This is a genomic window from Naasia sp. SYSU D00057 (genome assembly GCF_017916505.1).
Classification (GTDB): domain Bacteria; phylum Actinomycetota; class Actinomycetes; order Actinomycetales; family Microbacteriaceae; genus Naasia.
Map to the genome: position 1 here is coordinate 1 of NZ_JAFMSZ010000003.1, position 16,213 is coordinate 16,213.

Below are 16,213 nucleotides of genomic sequence, written 5' to 3' on the forward strand. Positions count from 1 at the left end.
ACGGCCGCTCCGCGGCCTCCTCAATCACCGGGAAGAGGGGCGCGGTTCGAAGCGGCTCGCGTGATCTCGAGACGGCCGCTCCGCGGCCTCCTCAATCACCGGGAAGAGGGGCGCGGTTCGAAGCGGCTCGCGTGATCTCGAGACGGCCGCTCCGCGGCCTCCTCAATCACCGGGAAGAGGGGCGCGGTTCGAAGCGGCTCGCGTGATCTCGAGACGGCCGCTCCGCGGCCTCCTCAATCACCGGGAAGAGGGGCGCGGTTCGAAGCGGCTCGCGTGATCTCGAGACGGCCGCTCCGCGGCCTCCTCAATCACCGGGAAGAGGGGCGCGGTTCGAAGCGGCTCGCGTGATCTCGAGACGGCCGCTCCGCGGCCTTCTCAGTCACCGGGGAAGGGGCGAGGCCGTCCCCTCCGCCGCGCGGGGGAGGACGGAAACCGCCCGGCGGCGGATGTGGCGTCGTGCGCCCGGTTCCTAGCGTGGAGCCATGATCACCATCGACCATGTGAGCAAGCGCTTCGGCGAGCGCCTGGCCCTCGACGACGTGAGCTTCGAGATCGGCGCGGGCCGGCTCACCGGCTTCGTCGGCGGCAACGGCGCCGGCAAGACCACCACCATGCGCGTCATCCTCGGCGTGCTCGCCCCGGACGCGGGCGTCGTCCGCCTCTCCGGTCAGCCGATCACGGCCGCCGACCGGCGCCGCTTCGGCTACATGCCCGAGGAGCGGGGGCTCTACCCGAAGATGCGGGTGGCCGAGCAGATCGCCTACCTCGGGCGCCTGCACGGGATGAGCAAGTCGGCGGCGGAGGCGGCGACCGCGGAGCTGCTCGAGCGCCTCGAGCTCGCGCCGCGGGCCGGCGACACGGTCGAGAGCCTGTCGCTCGGCAACCAGCAGCGCGCGCAGATCGCGGCCGCGCTCGTGCACGAGCCCGAGGTCCTCATCCTCGACGAACCGTTCTCGGGCCTCGACCCGCTCGCCGTCGACGCGGTGGTGGGCGTGCTGCAGGAGCGCGCGGCCCGCGGGGTGCCGGTGCTCTTCTCGAGCCACCAGCTCGAGCTGGTCGAGCGCCTCTGCGACGACCTCGTCATCATCGCCGGCGGCCGGATCCGCGCGGCCGGCAGCGCCGAGAGGCTGCGCGATCAGAACTCCCGGCTCGCGTGGGAGCTGCTGACGAGCGACGACACCGGGTGGCTGCGTGCCGAGCCGGGCGTGGTCGTCCGCGAGTTCGGCGCCGGCTGGGCGCTCTTCGAGAGCGACGAGGTCACCGCCCAGCGCGTGCTGCAGTCCGCGGTCGCCCGCGGCAGCGTCGTCTCCTTCACCCGTTCGCGGCCGACCCTGGCCCAGATCTTCACGGAGGTCGTCAAGTGAGTGCCCCCGCCATCCCCTTCTGGAGCAGCGTCGGCCTGGTCGCCGACCGCGAGATCCGCTCCAAGCTGCGCAGCAAGGCCTTCGTGATCTCGGGCGTCATCCTGCTGCTCGCGGTGCTCGCGTCGATCATCTTCGGCAGCGTCGCCGCGCAGAACCCGGAGGACATCAAGGTCGCCGCTGCGCCCGGGGCGACCCAGGTGGTCTCCGGTCTCGACGGCGTCGACGTGACGACCACGGCGGATGTCGCCGAGGCCGAGCAGCTGGTGCGCGACGAGACCGTCGCCGCGGCGGTGGTGCCCGACGACGGCACGCTCGGCTACTCGCTCGTCGCCCTCGACTCGGAGCCCGACGACCTCGTGATGCTGCTCAGCGTCTCGCCAGAGGTGCAGCTCCTCGACCCGGCGCCCACTCATCCGATCCTCGTGTACCTGGTCGCGCTCGGGTTCGGGCTCATCTTCTTCATGGCGGCCCTGACCTTCGGCGCGACGATCGCGCAGAGCGTCGTGGAGGAGAAGTCGACGCGGGTCGTCGAGCTGCTGCTCTCGGCGATCCCCGCGCGTGCCCTGCTCGCCGGCAAGGTGATCGGCAACAGTGTCCTAGCCCTCGGCCAGATCGTGCTCATCGCCCTCGCCGCGACCGCGGCCCTCGCGCTGACCGGGCAGCAGAACCTGCTGACCGCGCTCGGCCCGTCGGTGATCTGGTTCATCGCGTTCTTCGCGGTCGGCTTCGTGCTGCTCGCCGCGATCTTCGCCGCGAGCGCGGCGCTCGTCTCGCGCCAGGAGGACGTCGGCGCCGTCACGACTCCGGTGACGATGCTCGTGATGATCCCGTACTTCCTGATCGTGTTCTTCAACGACAACGACCTGGTGCTGACGATCATGTCCTACGTGCCGTTCTCGGCACCCGTCGGGATGCCGATGCGGATCTTCCTCGGCACGGCCGAGTGGTGGGAGCCGCTGCTGTCGCTCGCGATCATGCTCGCCACCACCGCCGCGGTGGTCGTGCTCGGGGCGCGCGTCTACGAGAACTCGCTGCTGCGGATGGGCGGCCGCGTGAAGCTCGGCGAGGCGCTGCGCGGCTGAGTGCGCATCCTCCTCAGTGCGGCTGCCGGGAGGTGAGGGTCTCGTCCCTCGCCTCCCGGTATTCGCCGTATCCGGGACCGAGCACCGCGAGCAGGGCGACCGCCCCGATGGTGCCGAGCAGGCCGTCGAACGAGCCGAGCATGTCGGCGGCCTTCAGATCGAGCAGCGCCGCGAGGATGCCGCCGCCGATGACGACGAGGATGAGCAGCACCCAGCCGACCGAGAGCGACCGCGTGGTGACCGTGCCGCGGGCGAACCAGCTGAGCCCGGCGCCCAGCCGGAACAGGCGCGTCGCGAGCCCCGCCCCGAGGTAGAGCGCGCAGGTCGCGAGCGCGACGGTGATCACGTTCGTCACCGAGACGGCGCCCACCGCGAGGTACACCCCGGACAGCAGCAGGAAGAGGGTGCCGAGCCCGGCCGCGCACCAGTAGAGGGTGAGCCAGAGCGCGACGGCAGTGCGGCCCTCCGGCCGCAGGGCGAGCGCCTCGGGCACGGTCCCGCCCACGGCCGGCTCGGGCGGAGCGGGCGGCAGGGGCAACGCGGGGGCGGCGGGCAGCGCGGGGCCGGCCAGCGCGGGAACGACGTTGGGCAGCGGTTCAGCGGACATGGTTCCTCCTCGTGGCGCCCATTCCAGCGGGGGCCGGCCCTCCCGGGCGTCGATCGCCGACCACTGCAACCGCCGTGCAATGGAATTCGGCGCTCGCGCGAACGGTTGGACGCGACATGACCGATGCTCACCCCCGCCCGTCGGACTCCCTCGCCGCGGACACCGGCATGGGGGCCGTCACCCTCGCGGTCGCCGACCTCGACCGGATGATCGCGTACTACCGCGACGGGGTCGGCCTCGACCTGCTCGCACAGCAGGGCGATCGTGCCGAGCTCGGCCGGGGCGGCGCCGCCGCGCTCGTGCTGGAGCAGCGGCGCGAGCTGAGGCACGCGTCCCCCTCCCAGGCCGGGCTGTACCACACGGCGTTCCTCTTCCCCGATCAGTCGGACCTCGCCGCCTCGGTGTACTCGGTCGCCACCCGCTACGGCGGATCCTTCAACGGCAGCTCCGACCACCTCGTCAGCAAGGCGCTCTACTTCGACGACCCCGAGGGCAACGGCGTCGAGCTGTACTGGGACCGCCCGCGCGCCGAATGGCAGTGGGACGGCTCGCGGGTGCGAATGGGGACGGTGTTCCTCGACCCGAACCGCTTCCTCCAGGAGAACCTCACCGAGCAGGGCGCGACGACGGGCGTGCAGGGCGACGCGGGCGTCGGGCACGTGCACCTCAAGGTGGGCGACATCGCCACCGCCCGCGCGTTCTACGTCGACACGGTCGGCTTCGAGGTGACGGCCGCGTTCGGCGACTCCGCCCTCTTCGTCTCCGCGGGCGGCTACCACCATCACCTCGGCATGAACACCTGGCACAGCGCCGGGGCGGGCACCCGCACGCCGGCGCTGGGCCTCGGCGAGGTGTCGATCGCGGTTCCGACCGTTGAGGACCTCGGCGCGCTGCGGGAGCGCCTCACCGCCCGGGGCGTGCAGCAGCGTGACACCGGCGCGGGCCTCTCCTTCGAGGACCCGTGGGCCAACACCGTCCGCGTCGCGGTGGCTGCCGCATCCTGACCCGCCAGGCTCCTACCTGTAGCTGACAGACTCGTCCGCGCGGTCGCGCAAGGTCGTCAATCGCGATCAAGCGGAGTTGCTCGCCCGCGCCTGCCCGTACGACTCATTCTCCCAGCTACTACCCAAGTCCCAGTGAGCCGCGCGCACTTCAGCTGCGCCACGATATATTCGATCTATGCCCGGCGCGCCCACGGAAGCTCTCAGGTTTCGAACTCCACCAGTGCGTTCAGTGGATCTGACCCTTTATTTCCCACCGATTCGGGAGCTGCGCGTTTCCGCCCTCGCAAGCTTCATAAGTGGCTGGACTCAACGCTACTCATTGATAGCTGAAAGTTTCGCGTTGCCGCCGGTCGAGCCCGACGCGAATCAGTCAGACTACTTCCCTGAGGGCGGGATGCCCTTTCCTTGGCTCGTGTTCCGCGACAGCAAGGGACACCGGGTGGGTTTCCAGAATGACCGATTCAGTCTTTACTGGCAGTTTGAGGACGGGACCGAGTACGAAGGTTTCGAGACACTGAAGTCCGAACTCCTCGCCCGCTTCAACGATTACGCGAAGGCGGTGATGCTGGCGGCAGGCGAAGCTCCACGGCCGATCCGCGCTCAGTGCGAATATTCGAATGATTTCGGCGCCGTAAGCCCTTTAGAGGTGGCGACAGCAACTCTGTTGAGTGGTGATCATGTCATACCGCCAGCTGATCGATCGATCCAGTACGCCTTCCATATCACTCTGCCGACAGTGAGCGAGCAGGACGTCGACACCGTTGTCGAAGTGAACGCTGCGACGCGCGAGGGACAGAATGTCATGTGGCTCGACTCCAACGCGAAGGCGTCACGCGAAGACATAACGGCCACCGACCTCCTCAATGCGGCCCACGAACAACTGCTCCAAGCTTTCGTATCTTCGTCCTCGAGCAAGCAGTTGGACACTTGGGGGATGGTCCGATGAGCGCCTCTGCTCTAGTCGCCCCTGAACTCAGACGGTCTTCCCTCCAGTGGAAGCTCGCTCAGCGCAAGCCTTTCCAACGTTCCGTAAATGCGCGCGAGGCCAGCGAAGCCGCACACTTCGATCCAGCGGTAGTCGGCTATGTCTCGCGCAGATTCTCGCAGCTACACACGCCGCCCGATCCCCGCGCGCAGGCCGCGTTCCGGCGTATTCTTCAGGGAGTTGTTACGGCGTCAACAGTTTTTCCTTCGGTCTCTGCTGATGAGGACGGGGCAGTGGTCGCGGTATGGAGGTGTGGCCCCCTCTCGTTGCAGATCGACGTCAATGTCGACGACTCCTTCTATGTGCGCGCGAGCGATCGTGATAGTCACACACTAAGAGAGTGGTATGAGGGCGCCTTCCCCTACACGGCGATCCAAGGCTTCCTCCGGGACTTGTCCCGCCGTACGGCCAAGGTGAATCCCGAGTGGCATCGACTTTATGAGTGATTCCGGAGACTGGCTCTGGGATGACGCATCGATACGGGACGACGACGAACTTCTACGCAAGGTTCCGCAGAAGCTCTACGAAGACGCCGCAGTGCTCGATCTGGAGTCCGGTGAACGTGCCGTGGGTCCGGCAATGTTGCGGTACGACTACGCGGAGGATGTAGGCGCCGATCAGGAGGGCATGTCCGTGCACCTCTGGAAGGTGCTCGAGGATCGCGGGCGCGACCCTCGCACGTTGCACGCTCTGCCGACTCGGGCTCTGGTGTTCCGGGCTAAGCATGTGAGAGCCGCGCCGGTTGAGGCAGGTGTCATTCGAAAGCCAGACTCCGATGAAGAGGACGAGGACCTCTCCTCTGCGCACGGGCTGGTCCGCCATTCTGAGCCTCTCCCTAAACCTCCAGCGAAGAAGAAGCAACCGATCTGGAACCGTATCCGAAGCGCAATCGCAGAAGAGGCCCGGTGGGTCCAAGCAACCACCGCACCAGAATCGATGTCGCCTTAGCAGCGCGACCGAGGGACCGCCCGCTCGGCGGGGCCGGTAGAATCGTCGGGTTCCCGATCGGAAGGGTGGCCCCGTGCCGACCATCGTCGTCGAAGTCATGCCCAAGGCCGAGCTCCTCGACCCCCAGGGCAAGGCGGTGGCCGGGGCGCTCAAGCGGCTCGGCAAGTCCGAGTTCTCGTCGGTGCGGATCGGCAAGCGGTTCGAGCTGACCGTCGACGGGCCCGTCGACGACGGCGTGCTCGCCGACGTGCGGGACATCGCACAGACCCTGCTCTCGAACGGCGTCATCGAGGACGTCGTCGCCATCCGGACGGAGGACGAGCGATGAAGGTCGGCGTCATCACGTTCCCCGGCTCGCTCGACGACCGGGACGCGGCCCGCGGCATCCGCCTCGCCGGCGCCGAGCCCGTCGCGCTCTGGCACGGCGACCACGACCTGCAGGGGGTCGACGCCCTCGTCCTGCCCGGCGGCTTCAGCTACGGCGACTACCTCCGCTGCGGCGCCATCGCGGCCCACTCGCCGATCATGCGCGAGGTCATCGACGCCGCGAACAGCGGGATGCCGGTCCTCGGCATCTGCAACGGCTTCCAGATGCTCACCGAGGCGCACCTGCTCCCCGGCGGCCTCATCCGCAACGAGAAGGGCAGCTTCGTCTGCCGCGACCAGCGCCTGCGCGTCGAGAGCTCGCGCACGCAGTGGACGACCGCCTTCGCGGACGGCGACGAGATCGTCATCCCCCTGAAGAACGGCGAGGGCGGCTACATCGCGGATGCCGACACCATCGAGCGCCTCGAGGGCGAGGGCCGCGTCGTGTTCCGCTACCTCGGCTACAACCCCAACGGCTCGATCAACGACATCGCGGGTGTCGCGAACGAGCGCGGCAACGTCGTCGGCCTGATGCCGCACCCCGAGCACGCGGTGGAGCCGGGCTTCGGGCCCGACACGAGCGCCGCCATGCGCTCGGGCATCGACGGCCTCCGCATCTTCCAGTCGGTGCTGCAGGCGGTCCTCGCGGCGTAGCCGTCCTTCCGGTGGTTGAGGAGCCGCCGCAGGCGGCGTCTCGAAACCACGCGACCTTGCCCTTGGACTCGGCCACCTCGCCGGCCCGGCGGATGATCCGGTCCGAAGGCACGTCGCGTGATTTCGAGACGGGCGCTCCGCGCCCTCCTCAATCACCGGGGCGGTCTACCGGCGTGGCCGAGTCCGGGAACACCTTGCGTGATCTCGAGACGGGCGCTTTGCGCCCTCCTCGATCACCGGGTGGCGGCACCGGGGCGGATCAGCGGCGGCCGAGCTCCGTCACGCCGAAGCGCACCGCCTCGTGGCCGTACTGGAGGCGGTCCTCCTCGGCCACCTTCTCCTCCGCGGCGAAGTCGAGCGTGCGCGCGAGGATCAGGTACGCGACCGCCGAGGCGAGCAGCCCGACGAACAGGGCGATGTCCGCGCCGCCGAGCAGCGTCGCAACCGGCCCGGTGTACCAGACCGTGACGACGAACGGGATCATGGCGACGATGCCGATCGCGTAGGCAGTGAGCCCGCGCCAACCCCAGGCGCCGTAGACGCCGTGCGGGTTGAAGATCTCCCGCACCGCGTACCGGCCCTTCCGGACGAAGTAGTAGTCGACCAGGTTCACACTCGTCCACGGCACGAGCACGTAGAGCAGCACGACGAGGAAGCTGCCGAAGTTGGCGAGGAACTCGCCCGTGCTGAGGAGCGACCCGACCACGGCGGCGGCTGCGATGACGAGGCAGCACACCACGCGCAGGGTGCGGGTCGGCTTCACCGGGCGGACCGAGTCGAGGATCGTCACGACCTCGAGCGCCGCCGCGTAGATGTTGACCGTGATGACACTGATGAGGCCGGGGAGGGCGGCGACCAGCAGCCAGAGGCCCGCACCGGGGAGGATGAGGTCCGCGGCGTCACGCACGCCCTCGAGCGGGGACGCTCCCGAGAACGCGGCCGCGATGAGGGCGCCGAGCCCCATCAGCCAGACCGCGCCGACGAAGACCCCGCCGTAGGTGTAGCCGAGGGCCCGTGCCGGGCTCGTCTGCGGCGGCAGGTAGCGGGAGTAGTCGGAGACGTACGGCGCCCAGCCGAGCGCATACGCGGCGGCACCGCCGAACTGCACGAGGAACGCGACCCAGTTGAGGTTCGCGAGAGACAGCTGCGCAGGATCGAGCGGTACGACGAACAGCGCGGCGACCGTGAAGACGCCGAAGGTGACGAGGAACAGCAGGGTCAGCCACTTCTGCACCCCGTGGATCCAGTGGTAGCCGAAGATCGCGAGCAGCACCGCGAGGCCGCTGATCACGAGGTACCAGAGCGCCGGCGCGTCCACGCCGGTGGTCATGACCGCGACGTCGGAGGCGAGCATCTGATTGAACATGTTGAAGCCGACGAGGCTGAACACGACGATCGCGCAGATGAGGATGACGCCGCGGTAGCCGAACTGGGCCCGGGACTGGATCATCTGCGGCAGGCCCAGCTGCGGGCCCTGCGCCGAGTGGAACGCGGTGAACACGGTTCCGACGGCGACGCCGAGGACGATGGCGAGGAGGGACGCGGCGAGGGAGCCGCCGAGCGCGGCGCCGAGCATGCCGGTGGCGAGGGTGGTCACGTTCGCGTTCGACATGAACCAGAGCGGAAACAGCGTCCACGGCTTGCCGCCGCGGGCGCTGAGCGGGACCCAGTCGATCGAGCGCGACTCGATCGTCTCGGGTGCGGAAGGAGCGACGACAGGCTCGGCGCTGGGCGTGGCGTTCACAGGTCTCCTCGGTCTCGTCAGTGGTGGGAACGATATGGCCGGCCTGCACGCGCCACAACGGGACCTGCGCCTTTGCCCGCCACAAGCTCGCCCTATACCACCGCCCGGCCCTCCTCCTCCGTGCGGTGCGGGCGACGACGGGGACCCGGGATAATCCGGGCATGGGAAACGCCTCACCCGCCCGCGGAATCTGGTGCCTGCTCGGCGAGAGCGCGACCGCGGCGCGGTATGCGGTCGCCGGCTTCGACTGGGTGCTGCTCGATATGCAGCACGGGGCATACGACCGCTCGCGAGTGGTGGACACGCTCCGGCTGCGCACCGAGGCGTGGCCGCGCACACTGGTGCGGGTGCCCGGGCTGGATGCCGCGGCCATCGGCTCCGCCCTCGACGCGGGCGCCCGCGGTGTGGTGGTGCCCCTCGTCGACGGTGCGGCGGACGCGCGCGCCGCGGTCGATGCGGCGCTGTACCCGCCGCTCGGCCGCCGCAGCTGGGGGCCGCTCGAGCCGCTCTGGGGGCGGGACGCTCCGACGCGCGACGAGGCGAACAACCGCACCGAGGTGTGGCTGATGATTGAGACGCGGGGTGGACTCGACGAGCTGGAGGAGATCGTGGCCGTGCCCGGGGTGACCTCGATCTTCGTCGGCCCCTACGACCTGTCCCTCGCCCTGGGCATCACCCTCGAGGAGCTGCTCGCCGCCCCTGACGAGGACGCCCCGCTGCGGCGCATCCTCGCGGCCTGCCGAGCGGCGGGGATCCGGTGCGGGGCGTTCGGGGGCGAGCCGGGGAAGGCCGCGCGCCTCCTCGAGCTCGGGTTCGACGATGTCTCGGTGGCGACCGACGCCGGCGCGATCGACGCCGGTGCCGCCTCGGTGCTGGGTGCTGCGCCGGCTCAGGGGGCCGGCGGGTACTGAGCGGACGCGCCGCCCTGGCGTGGCCTCACTCCGCGAGCATTCCGTAGAGCGACTTGCGGAGCTGGTCCATCTGCTCCGTCGCGGTGGCCCTCTGCTCGGGCGACGCGTCGGACGAGAACTGGCGTACCGCCTTCACGAGCTTCATGAAGCTGATCCAGAACGGGTCGTCGGCTCCGCCGTCGCGTCCGGGCAGACCGCCCCAGGCGGCGGCGATCTCGTCGGCGTGCTCGTCGAGGTACGCGCGGCCCTGCTCGGTGAGCGCGTACTCGCCGCCCCGGCCCTCGCCGCTGCCGGCGACGAGCCCCTCGTCGACCAGCTGCTGCAGGGTCGGGTAGACCGAGCCGGGGCTCGGGCGCCAGCGGCCCTCGGTGCGCTCGGCGATCGAGCGGATCAGTCCGTAGCCGTTCGAGGGAGCGTCGGCGAGAAGCGACAGGAGCACGAGCCGGACGTCGCCCCGGCGGGCGCGACCGCGCCCGCGCGGACCGAAGCCGGGACCGAAGCCCGGGCCGAAGCCGGCACCGAAGCCGCCGTGCCCGTGCGCACCGGGACCGAAGAAGCCGGGGTGGCCGAAGCCGTCGTGGCCGCGGCGGGGATGGCGCGGCCGGTGGTCAGGAGTAGGAGTGAACATGGTTCCTTCTTTCGTGGGTCACCCTTCCGGGTCGATGCCGCTCCGTTCTGAGCGATACGGTAACGATATATCGGTATCTATCGTGACACAAGCGCCATTGCTCGGCCAGTCCTGCCGACGGCGGCGCGGAGGCGCGGAACGTAGACTCTGACGGTCCCCATAGCGAAGCTGAGGAGTTCCGCCGTGCCCGAGACCTCGCTGCAGGCTCCCGTCGTCGACACCGTGGAGCGGGCCGCCGCCACCCCCGACCGGGAGCAGCCGTACGCAGCCCTCGGCCTGAAGGACGACGAGTACGCGAAGATCCGCGAGATCCTGGGCCGCCGTCCCACGAGCGGCGAGCTCGCCATGTACTCGGTCATGTGGAGCGAGCACTGCTCCTACAAGAGCTCGAAGGTGTGGCTTCGCCAGTTCGGCCAGAAGGTCACGCCCGAGATGAAGAAGAACCTCATGGTGGGCATGGGGGAGAACGCGGGCGTCATCGACGTCGGCGAGGGCTGGGCGGTCACCTTCAAGATCGAGAGCCACAACCACCCGAGCTACATCGAGCCGTTCCAGGGCGCCGCGACCGGCGTCGGCGGCATCGTGCGCGACATCATCTCGATGGGCGCCCGCCCCGTGGCCGTGATGGACGCGCTGCGCTTCGGTGCCATCGACTCCCCGGACACCGCCCGCGTGGTGCACGGCGTCGTCGCGGGCATCAGCTTCTACGGCAACTGCCTCGGCCTGCCGAACATCGGCGGCGAGACCTGGTTCGACCCGGTGTACCAGGCGAATCCGCTCGTCAACGCGCTCGCGGTCGGCGTCCTCCGCCACGAGGACCTGCACCTCGCGAACGCCCGCGGCGTCGGCAACAAGGTCGTGCTGTTCGGCGCCCGCACCGGCGGAGACGGCATCGGCGGCGCCTCCATCCTCGCCTCGGACACCTTCAGCGAGGGCGGGCCGACGAAGCGGCCGGCCGTGCAGGTCGGCGATCCGTTCGCCGAGAAGGTGCTCATCGAGTGCTGCCTCGAGCTGTTCCGCGAGGGACTCGTCGAGGGCATCCAGGACCTCGGCGCCGCCGGGATCAGCTGCGCGACCAGCGAGCTCGCGAGCAACGGCGACGGCGGCATGGCGATCGACCTCGACCAGGTGCTGCTGCGCGACCCCTCGCTCACCGCGGAGGAGATCCTCATGTCGGAGAGCCAGGAGCGGATGATGGCAGTCGTCCGCCCGGAGAAGCTCGACGGCTTCCTCGAGGTGGTGCGCAAGTGGGACGTCGAGACGAGCGTCCTCGGCGAGGTCACCGACACCGGCCGGCTGCGGATCACCTGGCACGACCAGCTCATCGTCGACGTGGATCCCCGCACCGTCGCGGTGGACAGCCCCGTCTACGAGCGGCCGATCGCGTATCCGACCTGGATGGACGCCCTCAACGCCGACTCCGCGTCCGCGCTCCCCAGCCCGAAGGACGGCGCGGAGCTCCGCGAGCAGGTGCTCCGCCTCACCGCGAGCCCGAACCTCGCGGACCCCGCGTGGATCACGGACCAGTACGACCGGTACGTGCTCGGCAACACGGCCCTCAGCTTCCCCGACGACGCGGGCATGGTGCGCGTCGACGAGGAGTCGGGCCTCGGCTTCGCCGTCGCCACCGACGCCAACGGCCGCTACGCCTACCTCGACCCGTACCAGGGCGCCCAGCTGGCCCTCGCGGAGGCCTACCGCAACGTCGCCGCAACGGGCGCGACGCCGGCCGCGGTCTCCGACTGCCTGAACTTCGGCAGCCCCGAGAACCCCGAGGTGATGTGGCAGTTCTCCCGCGCGGTGGAGGGCCTCGCCGACGGATGCCTCGAGCTCGGCATCCCGGTCACCGGCGGCAACGTGTCCCTCTACAACCAGACGGGCGACCAGCCCATCCACCCGACCCCTGTGGTCGCAGTCCTCGGCACCATCGACGACGTCGCCCGCCGCGTCCCCTCGGGCTGGCAGGACGAGGGCCACAATCTCTACCTGCTCGGCACGACGGCGCTCGAGCTCGACGGCTCGGCCTGGGCCGGCGTCGTGCACGACCACCTCGGCGGCCGCCCGCCGGCCGTCGACCTGCAGCGCGAGAAGGACCTGGCCGCCCTGCTGTCGGCGGCCGCGCACGAGTCGCTGCTCGGTTCCGCCCATGACCTCGCCGACGGCGGTCTCGCCCAGGCCCTCGCCGAGAGCGTGCTGCGCTTCGGCGTCGGCGCCCGCGTCTGGCTCGGCGAGCTCTGCGAGCGCGACGGCATCGACGCGGCGACGGCGCTGTTCAGCGAGTCGACCGGACGCGTGCTCGTCTCGGTGCCGCGCGAGGACGACGTGCGCTTCGTCGGACTCTGCGAGGGCCGGGGCTACGCGGTGCTGCGCATCGGCGTCACCGACGGGACGGGCGAAGAGGCGGCTCTGCAGGTGCAGGACCAGTTCGAGATCCCGCTCAGCGAGCTGCGTGGCGGCTGGTCGTCGACCCTTCCCGCTCACTTCGCCTGAGCAGCGCCCGGAGCGAATGCCACAGCGACCCCTGCCGGTCACTCGACGCGCTGACCGCCGACGGCTCGCGTTCGTCGGGGGGAGCGTCCGCCGACGGCTCCCGATGGCCGGGAGGAGCGGCATCCGCCGCCTCGACCTGCCGATCCTGTGGCATCCCGGTACCGCTCCCGTACACGTGCTCGGGCTCCGGTTCGGGCAGGAAGTAGGCGTCCGCGGCGTCCTGCTCGGGGAACAGCTCCTCGAGGCGGCTCATCCGACCGCTGACCTGGGCGAGGAGCCGCTCCACGGGGAGGTAGATGCGGAACGCCGTGATCCTCCCGTCGGCGACGTCGAAGAAGGTCGAGTAGGCGACCCGCACGAGGCGACCCGTCGCCTCCACTCCCCGGAACTCCCCGGTGTGCCGCCCGGCGAAGGAGAGCTCGGCGGCCCCGCCGTCCTCGCCGACCACGAGGCGCAGCACCTCCGACCGGGCGTCGAAGGTGACCTCGTGGATGGCCCGAATCGTCGCCTCGACCTCCTTCGGCCCCTGCGCGCTCTTGTCCGACCAGAGGACGTCGAACGTGATGTCGTCGGCGAAGAAGCGGCCGTAGTCGCCCCGGGTGCAGAGGGCGTCGAGGTAGCCCTCCACCGTGCTGTGAACCTGCTCGACGGACACGGGCTCCTCCTTCTTCGAGGCCACCGGTGCCCAAGCTCCCACGCGAGGCACTCCGCGGTTCAGGGCCGGAAGGCCCGCCGTCGCTTCAGCGGGGAAGGGAGGTCCCGGCATCCGGTCAGGGAGTCGCGGCGGCGGCCGGCGCGGCCTGCAGCTGCCCGACCAGCTGGTCCATGGGCAGATACGCGCGCAGGGCGGTGATCCTGCCGTCCGCGACGTCGTAGAACACCGAGTAGGGCACGCGGACCGACGCGCCCGTCGGCGGGACTCCGGCGAACTCGCCCGTGTGAGTGCCGGCGAAGATCAGCTCCGCTGCTCCGCCGTGCTCGCCCACGAGGAGCGGTCGGACGACCTCGGGATGCGCGTCGAAGGCCGCCTCGTGCAGCCAGCGGATCGTCTGCTCCACCGCTTCGGCGCCGTCCGCCTGCTGGCCGGTGCCCATCACCTCGAAGTGGACCGTCGGGGCGAAGAAGCGGCCGTAGTCGCCGCGCGCCAGCAGGGTGTCGAGATAGTCCTGCACCATCGTGCGGACGGATTCGGCGGTCATGATTCCTCCTCGTCGACGGCTCGGGACGGCGCTGTCCCGGGGCACGAGCATCCCCGTCGTGCCTCCTCCGGCGTCAGGGCCGGAAGACCCCAGAACCAGACGTGCCCGTCGGGGCGGGACGTGCCGTCGAGAGAGGGTCGCGCGTCAGGCGCGGGGAGCGGCCTCCTCCGCGGCGGCCGGACGGGCCGGCGCAGCCCAGGCGACGTTCGCCTTCGGCTTCGTGAAGAACACGACCAGCACCGCGCCGACGAGCGCGACGGCGGCCGGAAGCAGCAGGGACTGCCCCATCGCCGTCGCGAACCCGCCCTGCAGGGCCTCGTGCAGGGTGCCACCGCCGAACTCCGAGGCTCCGGCGGATCCGCCGCCGGGGAGCTCCGCCGCGAGCCGCGACTCCATCAGCACCGCGATGCCCGCACTGCCGAGCACGGCACCCACCTGGCGGGTCGTGTTGAACACGCCGGAGCCTGCGCCCGCCGACTCCCGCGGCAGATTGCGGGTCGCGGTGTTCGAGATCGGGGACCAGATGCCCGCGTTCGCGAAGCCCAGCACGGCGCTCGGGAGCAGCAGCAGCCAGATCGGGGTGTCCGGCGTCAGCAGGAACGAGTACCAGGCGAGCGCGACGGCGAGCAGGAGCAACCCGGCCACCGCGAGGTTGCGCGGATTGGTGCGATCGATGATCCTGCCGACGATCGGGGCCAGCACGATGCCGAGCACGGCCATCGGCACGAGCATCAGCGCGCTCTGCGTCGGCGTCATGCCGCGCACCGTCTGGTAGTAGAAGACGAGCGGCAGCGACATGCTCGTGATCGCGAAGCCGACGGTCGTGATCGCGGCGTTCGCGAGCGAGAAGTTGCGGTCGCGGAACAGCCGGAGCGGCAGCAGCGGCTCGCCCCGGCCGACCGCCTGCCAGACGACGAACCCGGCGAGCACGACGAGGCCCGCGATGATGAGCGCCCACACGCTGATCGGGCCCGCGATGACGCCCCAGTCGTACGTCTCTCCCTCCTGGATGCCGAACACCAGGAGGAACATGCCGACGACGCTCAGCACGACTCCGACGAGGTCGAACCGGTGCGAGTGCGTCGGCAGCTTCGGCACGTTCCGCAGGACGAGCACGAACGTCAGGATCCCGATCGGCACGTTGATGAAGAAGATCCACTCCCAGCCGAAACCGTCGACGAGCACGCCGCCGAGCACCGGGCCGACCAGGGTGGCGACGCCCGCGGTCGCACCCCAGAGGCCCATCGCCGCACCGCGGCGGTCGGGCGGGAAGATGCGGGTGATGACCGCCATGGTCTGCGGCGTCATCAGCGCGGCCCCGAGTCCCTGCACGGCGCGGGCCGTGATGAGCATCTCGATGCTGCCGGAGAGGCCGCACCAGGCGGAGGACAGCGTGAAGACGACGAGGCCGATGAGGAACATGTTCTTCGGGCCGAACCGGTCGCCGAGACGGCCGGTGATGAGCAGCGGCACCGCGTAGGCGAGCAGGTATGCGCTCGTCACCCAGATGACGGCGTTGATGTCGGCGTCGAGGTCGCCCAGGATCGCGGGGTTCGCGACCGAGACGATGGTCGTGTCGATGAGGATCATGAAGAACCCCAGGACGAGCGACCAGAGCGCCGGCCAGGGCCGGATGTCCTGCTGCTGATTCACGAGTGCTCTTCCTTCTGCCAGTCGAGCCGGCCGGTCGCGATGCGCTCGAGCAGGCGCTCGAGCCAGTCCAGGTGGGCGCGCAGCATGGCCCGCTCGTGGTCCAGGTCGACCCAGTACTTCTCCGGCAGATCCCGTTCCGCGAGCTTCCGGGCACTCTCGTCGAGCTCGTCCACCCGCGCGCGGAGCGCATCCCGCCGCCGGCCGAGCAGCAGCACCACGTCGTCCGCGGGGAGGTTGTGGGCCTGGCTGAGCGCGAGCGGGAACTCGGGATACTCCTCCGCGGGAGCGGCGAGCATGGCGGTCAGCCGCGCCGCTAGCGCGGCCCGTCCTGCCTCCGTCACCCGGTACGTCGTGCGCTCGGGACGGTTGCCCGCCCGATCGGTGCCGACGGCCTCGGCGAGGCCGTCCCGGGTGAGTCTGTCGATGGTGTGGTACAGCGATCCGGGCCGGACCTTCACCCTGCGGTCGTCCCGCCGCTGCAGCATCAGCTGATACATCTCGTAGGGGTGCATCGGACGCTCGGCGAGCAGCGCGAGCGCTGACACGGCGAGAGGGCTGAGGGAGGGCGACCGGTCTTC

At 70.2% G+C, this 16,213-nt stretch carries 17 protein-coding genes; 10 read left to right on the forward strand and 7 right to left on the reverse strand.

Annotated elements, in window-relative coordinates; translation table 11 throughout:
- The first annotated feature begins 482 nt into the window (after window positions 1-482).
- Both J3P36_RS10435 and J3P36_RS10440 read left to right on the forward strand, forming a co-directional pair.
- Window positions 483-1,364, forward strand: coding sequence for an ABC transporter ATP-binding protein (locus tag J3P36_RS10435; RefSeq protein WP_210507911.1), 882 nt, complete (start codon window positions 483-485; stop codon window positions 1,362-1,364).
- A complete protein-coding gene (locus J3P36_RS10440) occupies window positions 1,361-2,446 on the forward strand; it encodes an ABC transporter permease (protein ID WP_210507913.1) in 1,086 nt (361 codons plus the stop codon). Before J3P36_RS10435 ends, J3P36_RS10440 begins: the two co-directional genes overlap by 4 nt.
- Before the next feature lie 13 nt (window positions 2,447-2,459).
- Here the strand turns inward: J3P36_RS10440 and J3P36_RS10445 are convergent, their stop codons facing one another.
- On the reverse strand, window positions 2,460-3,053 hold the full coding sequence (locus J3P36_RS10445) for a hypothetical protein (protein WP_210507915.1): 594 nt from the start codon (window positions 3,051-3,053) through the stop codon (window positions 2,460-2,462).
- 116 nt (window positions 3,054-3,169) lie between these two features.
- Between J3P36_RS10445 and J3P36_RS10450 the strand changes: the two genes are divergently transcribed.
- The 6 genes from J3P36_RS10450 (at window position 3,170) to purQ (ending at window position 7,010) form a co-directional block, all read left to right on the forward strand.
- Window positions 3,170-4,057, forward strand: coding sequence for a VOC family protein (locus tag J3P36_RS10450; RefSeq protein WP_246854618.1), 888 nt, complete (start codon window positions 3,170-3,172; stop codon window positions 4,055-4,057).
- Window positions 4,058-4,286: 229 nt separating this feature from the next.
- Complete coding sequence (locus J3P36_RS10455; protein WP_210507917.1) at window positions 4,287-5,003, forward strand: hypothetical protein; 717 nt, start codon at window positions 4,287-4,289, stop codon at window positions 5,001-5,003.
- Entirely contained in the window at window positions 5,000-5,488 is a 489-nt protein-coding gene (locus J3P36_RS10460) for a hypothetical protein (RefSeq protein ID WP_210507919.1), read from the forward strand. Before J3P36_RS10455 ends, J3P36_RS10460 begins: the two co-directional genes overlap by 4 nt.
- On the forward strand, window positions 5,481-5,990 hold the full coding sequence (locus tag J3P36_RS10465) for a hypothetical protein (protein WP_210507921.1): 510 nt from the start codon (window positions 5,481-5,483) through the stop codon (window positions 5,988-5,990). The genes J3P36_RS10460 and J3P36_RS10465 overlap by 8 nt, the downstream gene beginning before the upstream one ends.
- A gap of 73 nt (window positions 5,991-6,063) precedes the next feature.
- Window positions 6,064-6,318: a phosphoribosylformylglycinamidine synthase subunit PurS gene (purS, locus tag J3P36_RS10470; RefSeq protein WP_210507922.1), complete on the forward strand. Its 255-nt coding sequence runs from the start codon at window positions 6,064-6,066 to the stop codon at window positions 6,316-6,318.
- Complete coding sequence (gene purQ / locus J3P36_RS10475; RefSeq protein ID WP_210507923.1) at window positions 6,315-7,010, forward strand: phosphoribosylformylglycinamidine synthase subunit PurQ; 696 nt, start codon at window positions 6,315-6,317, stop codon at window positions 7,008-7,010. The genes purS and purQ overlap by 4 nt, the downstream gene beginning before the upstream one ends.
- A 259-nt stretch (window positions 7,011-7,269) precedes the next feature.
- Here the strand turns inward: purQ and J3P36_RS10480 are convergent, their stop codons facing one another.
- Entirely contained in the window at window positions 7,270-8,754 is a 1,485-nt protein-coding gene (locus J3P36_RS10480) for a cytosine permease (RefSeq protein ID WP_210507924.1), read from the reverse strand.
- 161 nt (window positions 8,755-8,915) lie between these two features.
- On the opposite strand from J3P36_RS10480, the gene J3P36_RS10485 reads away from it, so the two are divergent.
- Window positions 8,916-9,665, forward strand: coding sequence for an HpcH/HpaI aldolase/citrate lyase family protein (locus J3P36_RS10485; protein WP_210507925.1), 750 nt, complete (start codon window positions 8,916-8,918; stop codon window positions 9,663-9,665).
- A gap of 25 nt (window positions 9,666-9,690) precedes the next feature.
- Here the strand turns inward: J3P36_RS10485 and J3P36_RS10490 are convergent, their stop codons facing one another.
- On the reverse strand, window positions 9,691-10,293 hold the full coding sequence (locus J3P36_RS10490; RefSeq protein ID WP_210507926.1) for a PadR family transcriptional regulator: 603 nt from the start codon (window positions 10,291-10,293) through the stop codon (window positions 9,691-9,693).
- Between the two features lie 183 nt (window positions 10,294-10,476).
- On the opposite strand from J3P36_RS10490, the gene purL reads away from it, so the two are divergent.
- A complete protein-coding gene (purL, locus tag J3P36_RS10495; RefSeq protein WP_210507927.1) occupies window positions 10,477-12,783 on the forward strand; it encodes a phosphoribosylformylglycinamidine synthase subunit PurL in 2,307 nt (768 codons plus the stop codon).
- Here the strand turns inward: purL and J3P36_RS10500 are convergent.
- From J3P36_RS10500 to J3P36_RS10515, 4 genes are all read right to left on the reverse strand, one after another.
- Complete coding sequence (locus J3P36_RS10500) at window positions 12,731-13,438, reverse strand: ester cyclase (RefSeq protein WP_210507928.1); 708 nt, start codon at window positions 13,436-13,438, stop codon at window positions 12,731-12,733. The two genes, purL and J3P36_RS10500, sit on opposite strands and share 53 nt — an antisense overlap.
- Window positions 13,439-13,553: 115 nt before the next feature.
- On the reverse strand, window positions 13,554-13,982 hold the full coding sequence (locus tag J3P36_RS10505; RefSeq protein ID WP_210507929.1) for an ester cyclase: 429 nt from the start codon (window positions 13,980-13,982) through the stop codon (window positions 13,554-13,556).
- A 144-nt stretch (window positions 13,983-14,126) separates the two neighbouring features.
- Entirely contained in the window at window positions 14,127-15,635 is a 1,509-nt protein-coding gene (locus J3P36_RS10510) for a DHA2 family efflux MFS transporter permease subunit (RefSeq protein WP_307807046.1), read from the reverse strand.
- Window positions 15,632-16,180, reverse strand: coding sequence for a helix-turn-helix transcriptional regulator (locus tag J3P36_RS10515; protein WP_307807047.1), 549 nt, complete (start codon window positions 16,178-16,180; stop codon window positions 15,632-15,634). Before J3P36_RS10515 ends, J3P36_RS10510 begins: the two co-directional genes overlap by 4 nt.
- Between the last annotated feature and the right edge of the window lie 33 nt (window positions 16,181-16,213).

Coding starts and splice junctions, on each gene's coding strand:
- J3P36_RS10435 (WP_210507911.1), top strand. CDS start 483: ATGATCACCATCGACCATGTGAGCAAGCGCTTCGGCGAGCGCCTGGCC.
- J3P36_RS10445 (WP_210507915.1), bottom strand. CDS start 3,053: ATGTCCGCTGAACCGCTGCCCAACGTCGTTCCCGCGCTGGCCGGCCCC.
- J3P36_RS10450 (WP_246854618.1), top strand. CDS start 3,170: ATGACCGATGCTCACCCCCGCCCGTCGGACTCCCTCGCCGCGGACACC.
- J3P36_RS10460 (WP_210507919.1), top strand. CDS start 5,000: ATGAGCGCCTCTGCTCTAGTCGCCCCTGAACTCAGACGGTCTTCCCTC.
- J3P36_RS10465 (WP_210507921.1), top strand. CDS start 5,481: ATGAGTGATTCCGGAGACTGGCTCTGGGATGACGCATCGATACGGGAC.
- purQ (WP_210507923.1), top strand. CDS start 6,315: ATGAAGGTCGGCGTCATCACGTTCCCCGGCTCGCTCGACGACCGGGAC.
- J3P36_RS10485 (WP_210507925.1), top strand. CDS start 8,916: ATGGGAAACGCCTCACCCGCCCGCGGAATCTGGTGCCTGCTCGGCGAG.
- J3P36_RS10490 (WP_210507926.1), bottom strand. CDS start 10,293: ATGTTCACTCCTACTCCTGACCACCGGCCGCGCCATCCCCGCCGCGGC.
- J3P36_RS10505 (WP_210507929.1), bottom strand. CDS start 13,982: ATGACCGCCGAATCCGTCCGCACGATGGTGCAGGACTATCTCGACACC.